Raw genomic sequence first — 15956 nt, 5'->3', positions numbered from 1 at the left:
AACGCGTTCGCCATCACGTTCGCCGGACGATTCGAAAGAACCACCAACTAATGAAAACCGCCGGAACCCACACACCGTTTATCGGACAGACCCTGGTTGGCCCCTGACGTACGACGTCGGCACCAGACCTGGGTGCCGGCGTCGAGTGTTCTTCGTGCCGGCGAGAGAGCGTTTGGCGGGCGGGGGTGTTCGGTGAGAGAGCGTTTGGCTATGTGGGCGGTTAGGTGAGAGAGCGTTCGGCGGGCGGGGGTGTTCGGTGAGAGAGCGTTCGGGTATGTGGGCGGTTAGGTGAGAGAGCGTTCGGGTATGTGGGCGGTTAGGTGAGAGAGCGTTCGGGTATATGGGCGGTTAGGTGAGAGAGCGTCTGTTTTGCAACTGAGTTGGGTTCAGTGAAATAAATTCCGTTTGGATGCACTGACAGCGCTGCTCCCAACCTGCGCGCTTGGAAGCGTTCGCTCTCAAATAAGATACCGAGAAATAGCCCCTTGACCGTGGCGCCGCTCACACATAATCTGGTGCAACAGCGTTGCGTTGGATGCAACCCAAATGATTTTGGTGGACACATGAGCAATGAATCCTCTGTGGCAGCCGGGCAAACGACCGCTCCCGGCTCCGAGACCACAACCAACCACACGGTCAGCAAAGACACTCGACGACGAGTGGTCACTGCGAGCTTCATCGGCAACTTCGTCGAATGGTTCGACTACGCCGTCTACGGCTACCTCGCCGGCATCATCTCCACGGTCTTCTTCCCGGAATCCGACCGTCAGACCGCACTGCTGGCCACGTTTGGCGTTTTCGCCATCTCCTTCTTCGTGCGGCCCCTCGGCGGATTCATCTGGGGCCATATCGGAGACAGGCTTGGCCGCAAGCAGGCATTGAGCCTCTCAATCCTGCTGATGTCCGTGGCTACTTTCTGCATCGCCTTGATCCCCGGCTACGCCACCATCGGCGTGATGGCCCCCATCCTGCTCCTGCTGGTAAGGGTGGTCCAAGGCTTCTCCGCAGCGGGCGAGTATGCCGGGGCATCCGCCTTCCTGGTGGAGTACGCGCCGGCACATCGGCGCGGACTGTATGCCGCCGTCGTGCCTGCCAGTACCGCAGCGGGACTGCTGCTGGGTTCCTTGCTGGCCGCCCTGCTGAGTTCAGCCATGACGCCGGAGCAGCTCAATGAGTGGGGCTGGCGCTTGCCGTTCCTGCTTGCGGCTCCGATGGGCCTGATTGGCAGGTACATCCGGACCAAGCTTGAGGACACTCCGGCATTCCGCGAGCTCGCCGAGCAGGACCACGCCGTGAAGGCGCCCGCGTTCGCAATGTTCCGGCTCTACAAGAGGCAACTGATCATCGCCACAGGCGCCGTGCTGCTGAACGCCGTGGGTTTCTACGTGATCCTCAGCTACATGCCCACGTACCTGTCAGAGGAGCTGGGCTTCGGCGCTACGGAGTCCTTCCTGGCCACGACCATCGCGCTGGCAAGCTACATCGGGTTCATCTTCCTGACGGGGATCGCGTCGGACAAGTTCGGCCGGAAGCGGATGCTCCTCACGGCGTCCATACTCTTCGTGGTGCTGACCGTGCCGGCATTCATGCTGCTGGATACCCGGAACTTCCTGGTGATCGTGCTGGTGCAGATCCTGTTGGGCGGCATGCTGACCCTCAACGACGGCACCCTGCCCAGCTTCCTCGCCGAACTGTTCCCCACGAAAGTCCGTTACACCGGCTTCGCGGTCAGCTTCAACCTTTCGAATGCCCTGTTCGGCGGCACCGCCCCGTTCATGGCGACCCTCCTGATCGGCATGACCCACAACCAGTTGGCTCCCGGCTGGTACCTCGTAGCCGCCTCCATTGTTTCCCTGATCGCAGTCCTCTTTGCCGCGGAAACTTCCAAGAAGCCCCTGCAGCAGGACTGAACCAACACCACCCATTGAAAGGAACACCCATGACCATCACCCAAGACCAGGCTGTCAACGACGTCGCCAAACTGGAGCGCCTCAAGGTCCTCAACAACGGCGACAAGGTTTCGCTGACGTTCTCCGACTCCGAGTTCGAGCGTCGCCTCGCCGGCCTCCGCAACATCATGGCGGAAAAGGACCTCGACGCCGTGGTCCTCACCAGCTACCACTCCATCAAGTACTACTCCGACTTCCTCTTCACCTATTTCGGCCGTTCCTACGGCATGGTGGTCACCAAGGATGACACGGTCACCATCACAGCAAATATCGACGCCGGGATGCCTTGGCGCCGCAGCTACGGCGAGAACCTGGTGTACACGGACTGGCGTCGGGACAACTACATCCACGCCATCCAGGAAGTCCTTCGCACCCGCGGCATCAAGCCGCGACGCATCGGCGTCGAAGATGACTCGCTGCCGCTCGACAACCGCAACAAGATCCAGGCTGCCTTCGCCGACGCCGCGCTGGTTGATGTGGCCCAGGCGGCAATGCGCCAGCGCATGATCAAGTCGGCCGAGGAAATCGCCGTTATCAAGCACGGCGCCCGCATCGGCGACCTCGGCGGCGAGGCCATCCGAAACGCGATCACGGCCGGAATCACCGAGTACGAGGTTGCGCTGATCGGTACCGAAGCCATGGTCCACGAGATTGCGCGGACCTTCCCGGACTCCGAAATCCGGGACACATGGGTGTGGTTCCAGTCCGGCATCAACACCGACGGCGCACACAACTGGGCCACCACCCGGAAGATCCAGGAGCACGACATCCTGTCCCTGAACTGCTTCCCCATGACCAGCGGCTACTACACTGCCCTCGAGCGCACCCTGTTCTACGGCGAACCCGATGCCCGATCGCTGGAACTGTGGAACATCAACGTGGAGGTCCACAAGCGCGGCCTGGAACTCATCAAGCCCGGAGCTGCCTGCAAGGATATCGCCGCCGAGCTGAACGAAATCTACGTCAGCCACGGCCTCCTCGCGAACCGGACCTTCGGCTACGGCCACTCGTTCGGCGTGCTCAGCCACTACTACGGCCGGGAAGCCGGGCTGGAGTTGCGGGAGGACATCGATACCGTGCTGGAACCGGGCATGGTGGTGTCCATGGAGCCAATGATCACGGTACTGGACGGGCAGCCGGGTGCCGGTGGCTACCGCGAGCACGACATCCTGGTTGTGGGCGAAGACGGCGCGGAGAACATCACCAAGTTCCCGTTCGGCCCCGAGTACAACATCGTCGGAGCCTAGCGTGACGGGTCGGCGGACACGGTGCACAGTGTCCGCCGACCCACGCCGCGACCGGCGGACCATCGGCAGCGAAATATAGTGAATCCATGACTCCCACGGAATCCAGCGCGACTCCTGACAGCAGCAACAACAACGGCGAAGGCAAAGGTGCCTCGGTCATCGTGAACGCCGTAGCGGTGCTGAAGAGCTTCAGTGCCGACGAACCATTGCTGGGCGTCACCGAAATCGCAGGCCGGATTGGCCTTCACAAGAGCACCGTTTCGCGGATGCTGGCCACTTTGGAGCAAGAAGGTTTGGTGGAGCGCGACGTCGATTCGCGCCGGTTCCGCTTGGGGCTGGGGATGATCGCTATGGCGGGCCCGCTCCTGGCGGAACTCGAAGAGCGCCGCGTCGCGTACCCCGTTTTGCGCGAGCTGACCGAACGAACCGGTGAGACCAGCGCCCTCATGGTGTGGAACGGCGTCGAGTCCATGTGCGTGGAACAGATCCCCAGCCGCCACCAGGTCAAACACCTTGCGCCGCTGGGGGCCCGGTACAGCGAGGCACTGAGCTCGTCCGTCCAGGTTTTCCTTGCCGCGGAGGATGCGGAGCGGGTCCGTGGCCTGCTCCGCAGCGGATCGATCACGCTGCCGGGCATGGATGATGCTTCCATCGACGCCTACCTGCAGCGGCTCGGAGAAGCCGGCACGCGCGGTTGGGCCGTCAACTTCGGGGAGACCTCCATCGAGGAAGTCGGTGTTGCCTCTCCCGTCTACGACCATCGCGGCCACATTGTTGCGGCGGTGCTCATTCCGGCACCGAAATTCCGCGTTTCGCAGGACACCCTCAACAGCCTCGGCGAAGCATGCCTTGAAGCAGCCGCCAAGGTCACCACGCGCTTGGGTGGACGCCCGCAGGTCTGAATCGACGTGGAGCGACGCCGAGCACTGACATCCCAGAGCCGAAAGTGTCGCTATCAATTGCCACTTCGAGGCGCGTGTGCAGGCTTGACCTGACCCACCTTCCTTCCTAGGGTGTTGTGAGAAAACGTTTTCTTACCCTGTTTATCCATTGCCGGAGTGCCCGTGCGCTCCAGGACTGGGTCACATCGTTGTGCCCGGGAAGGATCATCCATGCAGACATTCCGTAAGAAGCAGCCCAAGCCCGGGCTGGCAGCGGCCGCCTTGGCTGCGGCGTTGGGGCTGGCGACTCTGGCGGCACCAGCCACAGCCTCGCCGGGGACCGCCGCGCTGGGTAGTAAGCCCGGCGCGGCTGACAGCCCAGCCTGCTCCAGCAGCAGCGTACAACTCACTCCGGGTGCAGGCACTTCCCCGCAGAATCTTTGTGTTCCGGCTCAGGCCACGGAGGAGGACAAGACCGTCCTCGTCTGGAACAAACCGGGCAGCTATGACGATGTGGTGGACTACCGCGTCTATATGAACGGGCAGCCCCTGGGGACAGCGGAGGAGAACGCCCGGAGCCATTCGCCTGCCCAGGAGTATGTCGATGCCTTCCGCGCCGCAGACAAGGATGGCTTCCATGTCCGCACGGTCGCCCACAACTTCACCGTGACGGGGCTGGCTCCAAAGACCTCCTACCAGTTCAGCGTCACGGCCATCAGGGCGGACGGAACGGAGTCCGCTGCGAGCGGCCCCATCACCGTGACAACCACCCCTGCTCGCCACAGGGTCACCATTACCCAGCCCGCGTACAAAGCGGTGGGTGATGGACAAACCTTGAATACCAAGCAGATCCAAAAGGCGATCGATACCTGCCGGACCCCCGGCTGCACGGTGGTTGTCCCTGCCGGCACGTTCAAGACCGGCGCCATCTTCCTGCACTCGGACATGACGCTGGAACTTGAAGAAGGTGCCCGACTGCTCGGCTCCGACGATCCCGCGGACTACCCGTTGGACAAGGGCTACTACCTCTACCCGGTTCCCGACCCGCTCCCAACCGAGGCCGAATACCGGAACTACCGGAGGCCGCCGTCGCTCATCAACGTGTTGCCGTGGGACAACGGCCGGTCAGCCGAAGGCCGTGAGCCGGGAAACGTTGCCAGGAACGTCCGCGTAACGGGTCAAGGCGTGGTGGACGGCAACGGGTGGAAGCGGACAACCGAAGGATCCATTACCGACGAGGCGGGCAACACCCTTCCGCAGTACGTGGCAAGTTCAGCCGGGAAGGTCCTGGACGACGGCGTGTTGGCGGCCGCGCAGTTCCGCAACGCCAAGGAACATCCCGAGTTCCTCACCGGCGCGATCAACCCGCCTGAATCGCCGGATGATTCGGTGTTCTATGGGCAGTACCGCTCAAGCCTGATGACCTTCATGGGCGTGGAAAATCTGTACCTCGAGGGCATCACCGCGGACAATCCGGCATTCCACGGCGTGATGATCCTGGACAGCCGTAACACCACCGTCAATGCCATGCGGCACACCACCTACAACACCAACAACGGCGACGGCCTGGAGTTCGGCGGCACCAGCAACGGCATGGTGCTGAACAATTTCTTCGACACCGGTGATGACCAAGTCAACTTTGCGGCGGGCCAGGGCAAGTACGGAGCCCAAGGACGGCCAAGCGAGGACGTCTGGATCTTCAACAACTACATGCGCATGGGCCACGGCGGCGTCGCGGTAGGTTCCAACACGGCGGCGTGGGTCCAACGGGTGCTCGCGGAAGACAACGTCATGTACAAAGTGGAAACCGGCGGCCTCCGCATGAAGAGCACCTCGGACATGGCAGGTGGCGGCAGGGACTTCCTCTTCCGGGACACGGCCATGGCCTGCATGGGCAGCAGTGCCTTCATCATGTCGCTCAGCTACAACCAATCGCCGTCCGGTTACGTTGCCGCTGACTCCGCCACGTTCAGGAACGTCACCATCAAGAATGTTTCTGTTGACGGAAACAACTCGCCCACGTGTGGAATGGCGGTTTCGGACAGCAAACCGGTGATCGATATCCAGGCCGGCCCGACCCTGGGGCAAGGCACGGCGACGCTGGGCGCGTTCACCTTCGAAGGCGTCGTTTTCCGGAACGTGAATCCCACCAACATCAAGGGCCTCACGGATTCCACCTTTGACGGCGTCTCCTTCCAGAGCGTCCGCAATGGTGCGAATCCTTGGCGGTTGGACGGCTACTCCACCGGCAACGTGTTCACGAACGTCACTCCCGCGCCTGCTGGGCGATAAGCACAGAAGCGGCGGCCGTCCCCGCAAGGGGAGCGGCCGCCGTCGTGGTTAATACCGAACGTGCGAAAGGCCTACATTGTGGCCTTCCGGGACGTGGTCTCATCCATTGCGTCCCTGCCCAGCCAAACACCCAGGCCAATCATGGCTACGCCAAGAATGAAGTGCAGCCAGTTGTCAGCGGTGTTGAACGGAACAAAGTTGGCGCCGGTTTCCTGATTGATGACCAGGCCGTAGATCCAAAGGACCAAGTAAACGGCACCGCCGCCCAAGAGGAACAGGCGGGCCATGCGGCCCGTCCTTGCCATGGCCAAGCCGGCCGCGCCAAACAGCAAATGGACAATGTTGTGGAGTATGGACACTTGGAAAACTCCAAGCAGCATGGCGCCGGAATCATGTCCTGCGAAGGTCATGGCGCCGTAATTGGTGGTGATACCCGGGATGAAGCCCAGGACGCCCACCAGCAGAAACACAATGCCAACGCCCATGGCTGTGTTGTGAAGCGTTAAACCCATCGCATGGTGGTGTGCTGGGTGCGAAGCGGTGGTCATAAGTCCTCCCTTTCACGCTGTTATCCGGCTCTTCTCATGGAGAACCGGCCCGCGGCAAGGGGTGTCGGAAAACCTTGCCGACGCCGCCATAATACTCCTGAAATGCCCCTGATAGCAGGGGATACGGCCAGTTCAGCGCCCGATAGCATGGGTTCATGACTCACGGTCCCAGCGGTGGATTCGCCTCGATCTTTCATGATTCCCGTGACCTGACCCCGTTCCGGGAGGGGCGGATCCGTACGCCGGTCAAAGGGCTCACGGACGGTTTGGGTGGTGCGGTTTCCGGCGTCCTGGGTGGTCGCGGTGCCGCGCGGCTTTCGGTTGCCGGCGATGTTCCGCGTTTGAAATTCCTCTCCAGCAGGCAGGCCAAAGTCCTGCATGATGCCGTCTTCACGTCCACGGAACCGGAGAGGCTCCTTGCCCTGGCCCGCGAGTTTCCTGGCTGGGCCGGGCTTTGCTACGTCATGGCGGGCTTGCTCGTGTACAAGCACGGCGGCCACCTGCGGGCCTCGGAATTGCTGCAGCGCGGCTTGGCGACAAGGATCGACGACGACGCCAGCCAGTTCTCGGCCCAGTACCTTGGGCAGGTGGTCACCCGGGTTGAAGTCGCCGAGCGCGTTGAGGTTCCAGTGCTGTTCAGCGAAGAATCCGTGTTCCTGGCGCTGTCCCACTCGCTGCGGGAAATGGGCATGATGGAGGCCGCCCTGGAAGCCGTGGTGGGTTTGCCGCCGTCGTTGCCTTCCGCGTTGGCGCGGTGCACAGCCGCGCTGGCCCTCGAACGGCACCGCGATGTGGTGGTTTGGACCAACGGCCTTCTCAATACGGACGATCTGTCCGCCGCGCTGCTGCTGATCCGGGCGCGGGCCCAGAGGGCACGCGGAGACTTCGATTCGGCGCAGGCGGCGTTGAAAGAGGTCCTGAGGCGGAAGAAGACCAGCCTTTCCCTGCGCCAGGATGCCCTGACGGACCGGGCGCTTCTGGCCCTGGACCAAGGGCGGATGTCCCTGACTCCGCGCTCGCGGCGTCCCGCACAGCCGGCGGAGTTGGAGACGCTTGAAGTGATCCGGAAGGACGCAGAGATGCGCCGTCTGTGGGAGAACGATTTCAGGCAGCTCGGCGGCGAATAGGCCCATTGTGGTTGGCGGGGACGAGGCGTAATCTTGTAATCAACCAAATGGTTGATAAAGCATTTGGTTGATTACGAAAGGCAGAACCACTCATGGATCAGGATGCTCTGGACAAAGCGTTCATGGCGCTGGCTGATCCCGTCCGAAGGGACATCGTCGCCCGGCTTTCCCGCGGCGATGCCACCGTCAACGAGCTGGCCGAGCCCTTCGAAATCAGCAAGCAGGCAGTTTCCAAACATATCCAGGTCCTGGAGCACGCCGGACTGGTGACGCGCTCCCGTGACGCCCAACGCAGGCCCGTCCATTTGGATGCAGAGGCCCTCGAGCGGCTGACGGCCTGGATTGACCGCTACAGGCTGATCGCTGAGCAACGCTTCCGGTTGCTCGACGAACTCCTGGCCGACCCCGCCAACAACACTGGCCCCGCAGGGGCCGCAGGTAATGGAAAGAAGAACTGACATGAGCAATCCAACAACCATCACCGCCGACGACGGCGTTCCGTTCGTTGACACCATTCGCGAGTTCGACGCCCCGCTCAGCGCCGTCTTCAAGGCTCACGTGGATCCGGACCTCCTGGCCAAATGGCTGGGCCCGCGCACTGCCAAGCTGAACGTCACCGAGTACAACGCCACAACGGGTGGAAGCTGGCACTACGAGAGCGGCGATGAGAACGCCATGTTCGGCTTCCGTGGCGTTTTCCACAAAGTGGACCCTGAAGCGCTGATCATCATGACCTTCGAGTTCGACGGCGCCCCGGACCAGGTGGGCATCAGCACCACCACCTTCGAGGAAACCGATGGCCGGACCAGGATTGTGGTCCACGAGGTCTACCCCTCGGTTGAAGCCCGGGACATGGCCCTCGCCACCGGCATGAATTACGGTGTGGTGGAAGGATACGAGCGCCTGGACGAGATGCTCGCTTCCTAGAGGTGCACCTGGCCCAGCAGCGGCAGGACCTGTTCCGACAGCAGCACGGCTCCCAGTCCCACCATGATGATGCCGCTGGTCAGCGTGACCACGCGCGCAGCACCAGGCCTGGATGCCAGCAGCCGCCGCGAGGCCAGGGCAACCACCGTGTACACCAGGCCTGCCAGGGCCACGAAGGTCAGGCCAAGCACGCCCGACTGTACGGGCACAGGCAGCGCCGCGTCCGGGCTGACGAATTGGGGAACCAGCGCTACGAAGAACAGGAGCCCTTTGGGGTTGATGCCGCTGGTGCCCATGCCCGTCAGGAAAGTGCGGAGTTGCGTCCGGGAAGGCACGACGCCGGCTTCCGCACTGAAGCTCGCACCTCGCCAGGAGCGGATGGTTCCGACGCCGAGCCACAGCAGGTAGGCGGCTCCGGCGATCGTGAGCCAGCCAAGAAGGCCTGGAATGCCGGCGAGGAGGGCAGCGAGGCCGGCAGCCATCAGCAGTGTATGGACCACGTAGCCGCTGCACAGTCCTGCCACCGCGGGAACGAAACTGCGCTGGCGGAGGCCGGCTGAAATCGAGTACGCCCAGTCGACCCCGGGGGTGCAGGCCAGACTGACCGATACCAGCAGGAAGGCGACGAAGAGCTGCGGATTCACTGGTTTTCCTTCCGGGGTGTGCGGGTAGGAAAACTCTAGGGAAAACGCGTCGATAAGTGTTCGCTAATTTCGCTTTCCAGCAGGGCTGGTCGGTAAGATTTTTGCGTGATTGACGGAATTGATAGAACTATTTTGCGGCACCTCAAAGAAGACGGCCGAATCACTGCCACGGCGCTGGCTTCCAAGGTGGGACTTACCGTCGCTCCGTGTCATCGTCGGCTCCGGGATCTCGAGCAGTCCGGGGTGATCCGTGGGTACCGCGCGGACATCGACCCGGCGGCCGTGGGGCTCGGTTTCGAAGCGATCGTGTTCGTGACCCTGCAGCGCGCGGACCGGGCAACCATGGCAGCCTTCGAGGCCAGGGTGACGGCCAGCAGCAACATCGTTGAGGCCCAACGCCTCTTCGGGTCGCCGGATTATCTGCTCAAAGTCATTGCGGCTGACCTGCCGGCGTATCAGCGCTTCTACGACGACGAACTCGCGGCGCTGCCGGCTGTGGAGCGGCTGACCTCCACGCTGGTGATGAAGAACCTGAAGACCAACATCGGCCCACCGGTCTAGGGTCTTGCTATTGAAGCGGGCATCAGGGGATCAGGTGCTGGGGCTCACGTGCACAATGATGACCTGGGTGTCCTTGGAGCCGTCGAACCGGATGTCGTAATTCACGCTGAGGCCAGTGCTGGTGCCGGAGGTCAGCGAGTAGTCACTTGTCCCGGCCGCGTCCTGGCCCGCGGAAGTGATCCAGCGTTCGGCGTCAGCGGAGTCGATGCCGTACTTTTCCACGCCCTCCCTGATCTGGACGAAGAGGTCCTCGGGGGAGTCGGCGGTGAGGAAGTATGTCACCTCACTGAAGTCCGGGCGGGCGTCAGTGGTCTTGAACCGGATCCGGTCCGTTTGGCCGGTGACTTCTCCGGTGGGTCCAACGATGCTGAGTTGGATCTTTCCGGAACCTTGGGTGTTGATCTCCGGGCCGTAGCTGGCGTCGTCCACCCTGACGGCAGACTTCTGAAGTGAGCCGCTGCTCATGTCCAGGCGCGCCCGGCCATCGGCTTTGATCTGTTCGACGCCTGATGCATCCAGCGTGGAGAATTCCGAGGTGATCACTGTGCTCCCTTGGGATGGTGTGGATGAAGACGAACTGGCCGCGGGGGTAGGCGTTATCCGGCATCCGCTCGCAGTAAGGGCGGCCAGGCCAATGGCGAGAACGGCGGTAACCCTCCGCCCCCACGCGCCTGCACTGCGTTGGGTACGGCTCATTGGTGCACCTCGGCGTCGAAGCCGTCGAGGAACCGGTTCATGATTCCGGGAATGTTGTTGGTGGGCCTGTATTGCTCAACGCGGTCATTGAAGTCGGAACCGATGATGTCTCTGGCACCCTGCGGATCGTTGGCCAGGAGATCCTGGTACGCGGGCAGGGTGTCCTGCTTGATGAGGGCCCAGCGCGAATCAGCATCGGCGATGTTCCCGTCCGGGAATCCTGTGGTGAAATCCGTCCGGAACTGCGTTGGGTTGTCCCAGTTAGTGAACGGGATGTTCTCCGGTCCGGGGCTCTCCACGCTGAACTTGTAAGGGAAGACCTCGGGGTAGCTCTTGGCGCCGGGAATGGAGGGTTCGCCAGCCAGGGTAACCATGTACGTGACGGCTTCGCCGCCGGGGCGGTTCTGCATATTGGTGTAATCGTCCGCGATGATTTCGTTTTGCTCGCGGTAGAGCAGTGCCGTGTTGCCTTCCTTGATCTGCGCAGGATCACCGGAATCGATCTGGGCCCAGGCTTCGGCGGTGCCGGGGTCGATGGCGCCGGAGTCCCGCAGCCTGTTGATCTCGTCGATCCCACCGTTCATGTAGGCCTGGTGCTGCCGTGCCTGGTCGAGGAAGATCTCCTTGTTCATGTCCAGCATGGAGGTCTCGTAGAACTTGATCTCGTCGTCGGTCATATTGGCCAGTTGTTCGATCTGGTCGAGCACAGGGATGGGAACGTCCGAGGCCGGATTGTCGGCGATCTGCCGCGCAATATCACGCAGCATGGCCATGTCGCGGAAGCCACCCGCGAAAGACGGCCCGATCATGTTGGCCATCCCGGCCCACTGCAGATCCGGGTTGGACAGGAAGGCCTGGCCATAGAATTCGTAGACCTTTTTGATGGTCTCCCAGTTGTACTCGGTGCCCTTGCTGGTATCCCACGTGGACGGATCAATGCCCATTTCCCGCATGGCCTGCTGGTTCCAGTAGTCGCTAAGGAATTGCGCGTACTCCGGGGACTTCTTTTCGATCAACCCGGAGTCGGCCGCTGCATCCATGGCAGCCTTGGCTTCCTCCGGGTGCTCAAGCGCCCATTGCTTGAATTCTTCACTGCGCAGGTAAGCCGCGCGTTCGTCTGGCGTCATGCCGTTCAGAAGGTCCGTGAGGTCCTGGGCCGTTCCGCCCGCGGGGGCACTCCCGCCGCCCGAACCGCCCGGTCCCGCGCCGGACGCGCCGCTCGCCGTCTCCTGTTCCTGGGCGTTCTTACGCAGGCTCTGGGACGCGGACTCGATTCCGGAAGCCGCGTGCTGCAAAGCCCTAAGATGCGAGCCGGTCCAGTCATGGCGGAACCTGTCGGCGTCGGCTCCACGCCAAGGACTGTTGGAGATGGAGCCGCTGAGCTGTTGGCCCAACTGCGTCAAGCGGTCCGCGCTGCGTGCAAGGTCCTGGGCCAGTTGCCGCAACTGAGCGACGTCCGCGCCGTAGAAATTGCCCGCCATGCTTCCCCCCAAATGATGTGGTCGAATGCAACCATCCTAGGTGTGCCCCGAGGGCCCGCCCATGGGGAGTCCTGCCCTATGTGCGTAATGGAAGGTGCCTAGTCCGCACTTTCCCTCAACAGCCCCGTGGTCCGGTAGGGGATGACCTCGCGGAGGAACATGCTGGTGGATGTCCTGACGATGCCCGGGCAGAGCCTGATCTCCTCGGAAACGCGGTAGAGGTCATCCGGGCTTTTCGCCACCACGCGAATGATGAGGTCCGTGTCGCCGGCGGGCGCATGGCACTCCAGGACTTCCGGGATTTCCCTGAGCGCGGCGATGGCCTCGTTGAGGTGGCTTTGGTCCAGTTCGGCACTGACGGCAGCAGCCACGCCGCGGCCAAGCGCCGTAGGCAGGACGCGGCTGCTGTTGGCCCGCAGGGCACCGGATGCGGCCATGCGTTCCAATCGGGACTGGACAGTTCCCCTCGCGAGGTGGAGCTTCTGCGCCAGGACCATGATGGGAACCCGCGGATCCTCGTCCAGTGCAGCGATGATTCGACGGTCGGTGGCGTCCAGTTCCTGCAATGTGACTACTTCCTGCCGGTGATTTGTTTCCAGACTGGTCAGATCGATCAATTGAGATCAAGTCTGTTGCACCAACTGTATGCCCGCTGCTGAAATAGTGGCAACGAAGCAGGGCAAGGCTACCGCCGGAACCTGCAGGCACCGGGCTCTTGGAACACCTCCCGAGCGTCCGCCACGACTTCCCGCAAGGAAGCAGCCGCTGATTGACTCTTGTTCACGCATTGTCATTCCGCACTCGCCCGCCCCGCGGGCAGCACAGTAAGAGCCCCTGAGCCACCGGATCGTTGCGGTAGCTGAGGGGCTCTTGTGTTCCCTCGTCACGTGGACGGCCGCATAGGCTTGGGCCATGACTTCCGCAGGACGCTTTGCCCCCAGCCCGTCGGGCGAACTCCACGTAGGCAACCTGCGGACAGCCATCCTCGCCTGGCTCTTCGCCAGGTCCACCGGGAGGAACTTCCTGCTTCGCGTCGAGGACCTGGACCGCGCACGGTCCGGCGCGGAGGCGGAGCAGCTCCGCGATCTGCACGCTGTGGGCGTGACGTGGGATGCCGCCGTCGTTCGCCAGACGGAGCGGACCCGGCTTTATGCGGCAGCGATCGATAGCCTCACCGCGGAAGGCCGCACCTACGAGTGTTTCTGTACGCGTCGCGAGATCCAGGAGGCGCCATCCGCTCCGCACGCACCGCAGGGCGCCTACCCAGGGACGTGCCGGCGTTTGTCCGAGGCGGAACGGGAGATCCGCAGGGCGTCCCGGCCGGCATCCATCCGGTTACGCGCCGACGTCAGTGAGTGGGCTGTGGAGGACCAGTTGCAGGGGAACTATACAGGCGTGGTGGACGACTTTGTGCTGCGCAGGAACGACGGCGTCACCGCGTACAACCTGGCAGCGGTGGTGGACGATGCCGCGCAGGGAATCGACCAGGTGGTGCGCGGCGACGACCTCCTGCCCTCCACTCCCCGGCAGGCGTACCTGGCGACGCTGTTGGGCTTGCCGGTCCCGGAATATGCGCACGTTCCCCTGGTGGTTAATCACGACGGCGCGCGGCTGGCAAAGCGCGACGGCGCCGTAACGCTGGGCGACCTTGCCGCCGTCGGAATTCCCGCCGCCACCGTGCGGGACATCATTCTCCAGTCGCTGGGATTGCCCGTTGGGAGCCTGGAAACCGCCTTGGCGGCGTTCCATCCGGCAGGGCTGCCGCGGGATCCCTGGGTGTGGATAACTCCCAAGGCGGGTACACCGTCCGGCTAGGCTGGCTTGATGCATTCATCGGTGATCGCCCCAGGTTTCGAATCCGTCGCAGCCCTCTTCGAGAGCTTCCTTGAACAAGGCCCTGGATACTCTGCGCAAGTGGCGGCCTACCATCGCGGCGTCAAGGTCCTGGACCTGAGCGGCGGTCCGCATATCCGCGCCGATTCGGTGACGGGCGTTTTCTCCTGCTCGAAGGGGATGGCCGGGCTGGTCATCGCCTTGCTGGTTCAAGACGGTGTCCTGGATCTCGACGCGGAGGTGGTCAAGTACTGGCCGGAGTTCGGGGTCGAAGGCAAAGCGTCCATTACCGTGGCGCAACTGCTGTCGCACCAAGCGGGACTGTTGGGCGTTGACGGTGGGCTGACCCTCGAGGAGGTCAATAACTCGGAGCTGGCCGCCGCCAAGCTCGCGAAGCTTCCCCCGCTCTGGAAGCCGGGGGCCGCTTTCGGCTACCACGCGCTGACCATTGGCATCTTCATGGAAGAGTTGTGCCGCCGCATCACGGGCTCGACGCTCCAGCAGGTGTTCGAACAACGCATCAGGTCCGTGGCCGGCGCACATTTCTACCTCGGTTTGCCCGCAGAGGAAGAGCCACGGTTTGCGCCGTTCCGGTGGGCTGTCGATCCCTCGTGGCCATGGGTTGACCCTGCCAGCCACTTTGGGCTGACAACGAACGCAACCGTGGGCGACATCCTTGACCTGCCCAATATTCCTGAAGTCCGGGCCGCGGGCTTGTGTTCGGCAGCGGGAGTTGCCAGTGCCGACGGGATGGCGCGGATCTACGCACTGGCCCTGACAGGGTTGGCCGACACTTCAACGAATGGCGGACAGGCCGCCGTCGGACCTTTGCTGACGGAAGAGACCATCCGTGTTGTCTCCGCCGAACGGTCTTTGGCATCGACCGGGTGTTCGGCGAAACCGGCTGCTTTGCCACGGCTTTCATGAAGTCGCACAGTCGGATGCCGTTTGGCAGCTACCGGGCCTTCGGACACGATGGCGCAAGTGCCTCCTTGGGCTACGCGGACCCGGCTTACGAGTTGGGCTTTGGTTACGTGCCGCAGCAAGCCGAACCCGGGGGAGTTGGCTGCCGGAACCTGCAGCTCAGTTCCGCGGTGCGCCAGGCCATCGCGGAGCTCTAGTTCCAGCAAAGGCGTTCGCTAGCTCTTGGCTGCTTCCTCAGCCTGGGCTGCGGGAACTCCGGCGGCCATGCCTGCCCAGAGCGTATCCGTCACGGCTTTGGCGATTGCCTCGGTGCTGGTGCCCTCCAGATGTTTGCCTGCTGCCAGCATCGCTGTGCCGTGGAGGCCGGAGAAGCAGACCATGGCGAGGGTTCCGGGGTCGCCCTGTGCCAGCGCTCCGGAATCCTGGCCTTCGCTGATGAGTGCGAGGGCCACCAGCATGCCCTGTTCGCCGATGCTGCGGAGTTCGTCCGTGGAGTCGGATTGGTGCTTGGTTGAGTACATGACGGACAACAGGGCGGGGCGGGTCAGCGCGAAATCGACGTAGGCTTTCGCGACGCCCACAAACCTTCCCTGAAGACTCTCCGGGGCTTGGGATGCGTCGCGGATGCGCTGGTTCATGATGCCGAAACCCGCCAAGGCCAGCGCGTCGATCAAAGCCTGCTTGTCCCGGAAGTGTTTGGCGGGGGCGGCATGGCTGACGTTTAGGTCACGGGCCAACTGCCGGAGCGAGAGACCCTCAACCCCAGAGGTCTCCAGCGTCTCCATGGCGCGTTCCAAGAGTGCTTCACGCAGTTTGCCGTGGTGGTAGGGCTGGTCCGTCATGTGA

15 protein-coding genes and 1 pseudogene are annotated in these 15956 nt (G+C 62.9%); 10 read left to right on the top strand and 6 right to left on the bottom strand.

Annotated elements, in window-relative coordinates:
* Positions 1-563 precede the first annotated feature (563 nt).
* The 4 genes from ACH488_RS20105 to ACH488_RS20090 all read left to right on the top strand — a co-directional run bounded on the left by ACH488_RS20105 (position 564) and on the right by ACH488_RS20090 (position 6369).
* The gene (locus tag ACH488_RS20105; protein WP_397326333.1) at positions 564-1910 is read left to right on the top strand and encodes an MFS transporter; all 1347 of its coding nucleotides are present in this window, start codon (positions 564-566) and stop codon (positions 1908-1910) included.
* Between the two features lie 29 nt (positions 1911-1939).
* Positions 1940-3196 carry an aminopeptidase P family protein gene (locus ACH488_RS20100; RefSeq protein ID WP_397326332.1) on the top strand — a complete coding sequence of 419 codons (1257 nt, stop codon included), beginning with the start codon at positions 1940-1942 and terminating at the stop codon, positions 3194-3196.
* Between the two features lie 86 nt (positions 3197-3282).
* Positions 3283-4098: an IclR family transcriptional regulator gene (locus ACH488_RS20095; RefSeq protein WP_397326331.1), complete on the top strand. Its 816-nt coding sequence runs from the start codon at positions 3283-3285 to the stop codon at positions 4096-4098.
* A gap of 210 nt (positions 4099-4308) precedes the next feature.
* On the top strand, positions 4309-6369 hold the full coding sequence (locus tag ACH488_RS20090; protein ID WP_397326330.1) for a glycosyl hydrolase family 28 protein: 2061 nt from the start codon (positions 4309-4311) through the stop codon (positions 6367-6369).
* A 71-nt stretch (positions 6370-6440) separates the two neighbouring features.
* Here ACH488_RS20090 and ACH488_RS20085 read toward each other — a convergent pair whose 3' ends face one another.
* The gene (locus ACH488_RS20085; RefSeq protein WP_397326329.1) at positions 6441-6917 is read right to left on the bottom strand and encodes a DUF4383 domain-containing protein; all 477 of its coding nucleotides are present in this window, start codon (positions 6915-6917) and stop codon (positions 6441-6443) included.
* Between the two features lie 155 nt (positions 6918-7072).
* On the opposite strand from ACH488_RS20085, the gene ACH488_RS20080 reads away from it, so the two are divergent.
* The 3 genes from ACH488_RS20080 to ACH488_RS20070 all read left to right on the top strand — a co-directional run bounded on the left by ACH488_RS20080 (position 7073) and on the right by ACH488_RS20070 (position 8971).
* Positions 7073-8044 carry a hypothetical protein gene (locus tag ACH488_RS20080; protein ID WP_397326328.1) on the top strand — a complete coding sequence of 324 codons (972 nt, stop codon included), beginning with the start codon at positions 7073-7075 and terminating at the stop codon, positions 8042-8044.
* A 92-nt stretch (positions 8045-8136) separates the two neighbouring features.
* Positions 8137-8502, top strand: a complete 366-nt coding sequence (locus ACH488_RS20075) for an ArsR/SmtB family transcription factor (RefSeq protein ID WP_397326327.1) — start codon at positions 8137-8139, stop codon at positions 8500-8502.
* Position 8503: 1 nt separating this feature from the next.
* Entirely contained in the window at positions 8504-8971 is a 468-nt protein-coding gene (locus ACH488_RS20070; RefSeq protein WP_397326325.1) for an SRPBCC family protein, read from the top strand.
* Here ACH488_RS20070 and ACH488_RS20065 read toward each other — a convergent pair.
* Complete coding sequence (locus ACH488_RS20065) at positions 8968-9615, bottom strand: LysE family translocator (protein WP_397326324.1); 648 nt, start codon at positions 9613-9615, stop codon at positions 8968-8970. The genes ACH488_RS20070 and ACH488_RS20065 overlap by 4 nt on opposite strands.
* A 105-nt stretch (positions 9616-9720) precedes the next feature.
* Between ACH488_RS20065 and ACH488_RS20060 the strand changes: the two genes are divergently transcribed.
* Positions 9721-10176, top strand: a complete 456-nt coding sequence (locus tag ACH488_RS20060; RefSeq protein ID WP_397326323.1) for an Lrp/AsnC family transcriptional regulator — start codon at positions 9721-9723, stop codon at positions 10174-10176.
* A 30-nt stretch (positions 10177-10206) separates the two neighbouring features.
* Here ACH488_RS20060 and ACH488_RS20055 read toward each other — a convergent pair whose 3' ends face one another.
* From ACH488_RS20055 to ACH488_RS20045, 3 genes are all read right to left on the bottom strand, one after another.
* Positions 10207-10719 carry a hypothetical protein gene (locus ACH488_RS20055; RefSeq protein WP_397326322.1) on the bottom strand — a complete coding sequence of 171 codons (513 nt, stop codon included), beginning with the start codon at positions 10717-10719 and terminating at the stop codon, positions 10207-10209.
* 149 nt (positions 10720-10868) lie between these two features.
* Positions 10869-12353 carry a WXG100 family type VII secretion target gene (locus ACH488_RS20050; RefSeq protein WP_397326321.1) on the bottom strand — a complete coding sequence of 495 codons (1485 nt, stop codon included), beginning with the start codon at positions 12351-12353 and terminating at the stop codon, positions 10869-10871.
* A gap of 98 nt (positions 12354-12451) precedes the next feature.
* Positions 12452-12919: an Lrp/AsnC family transcriptional regulator gene (locus ACH488_RS20045; RefSeq protein WP_397326320.1), complete on the bottom strand. Its 468-nt coding sequence runs from the start codon at positions 12917-12919 to the stop codon at positions 12452-12454.
* 346 nt (positions 12920-13265) lie between these two features.
* Here ACH488_RS20045 and gluQRS point away from each other — a divergent pair, with 346 nt between their 5' ends.
* Together gluQRS and ACH488_RS20035 are read left to right on the top strand one after the other, a co-directional pair.
* Positions 13266-14168, top strand: coding sequence for a tRNA glutamyl-Q(34) synthetase GluQRS (gluQRS, locus tag ACH488_RS20040; protein WP_397326319.1), 903 nt, complete (start codon positions 13266-13268; stop codon positions 14166-14168).
* A gap of 9 nt (positions 14169-14177) precedes the next feature.
* Positions 14178-15307: pseudogene (locus ACH488_RS20035) on the top strand (serine hydrolase domain-containing protein).
* Positions 15308-15325: 18 nt separating this feature from the next.
* Here the strand turns inward: ACH488_RS20035 and ACH488_RS20030 are convergent.
* The gene (locus ACH488_RS20030) at positions 15326-15952 is read right to left on the bottom strand and encodes a TetR/AcrR family transcriptional regulator (protein WP_397326318.1); all 627 of its coding nucleotides are present in this window, start codon (positions 15950-15952) and stop codon (positions 15326-15328) included.
* Positions 15953-15956: the final 4 nt, after the last annotated feature.

This window comes from Paenarthrobacter sp. NPDC018779, assembly GCF_044391085.1.
Classification (GTDB): Bacteria; Actinomycetota; Actinomycetes; order Actinomycetales; family Micrococcaceae; genus Arthrobacter.
This window is presented reverse-complemented; position numbering and strand designations above follow the sequence as displayed.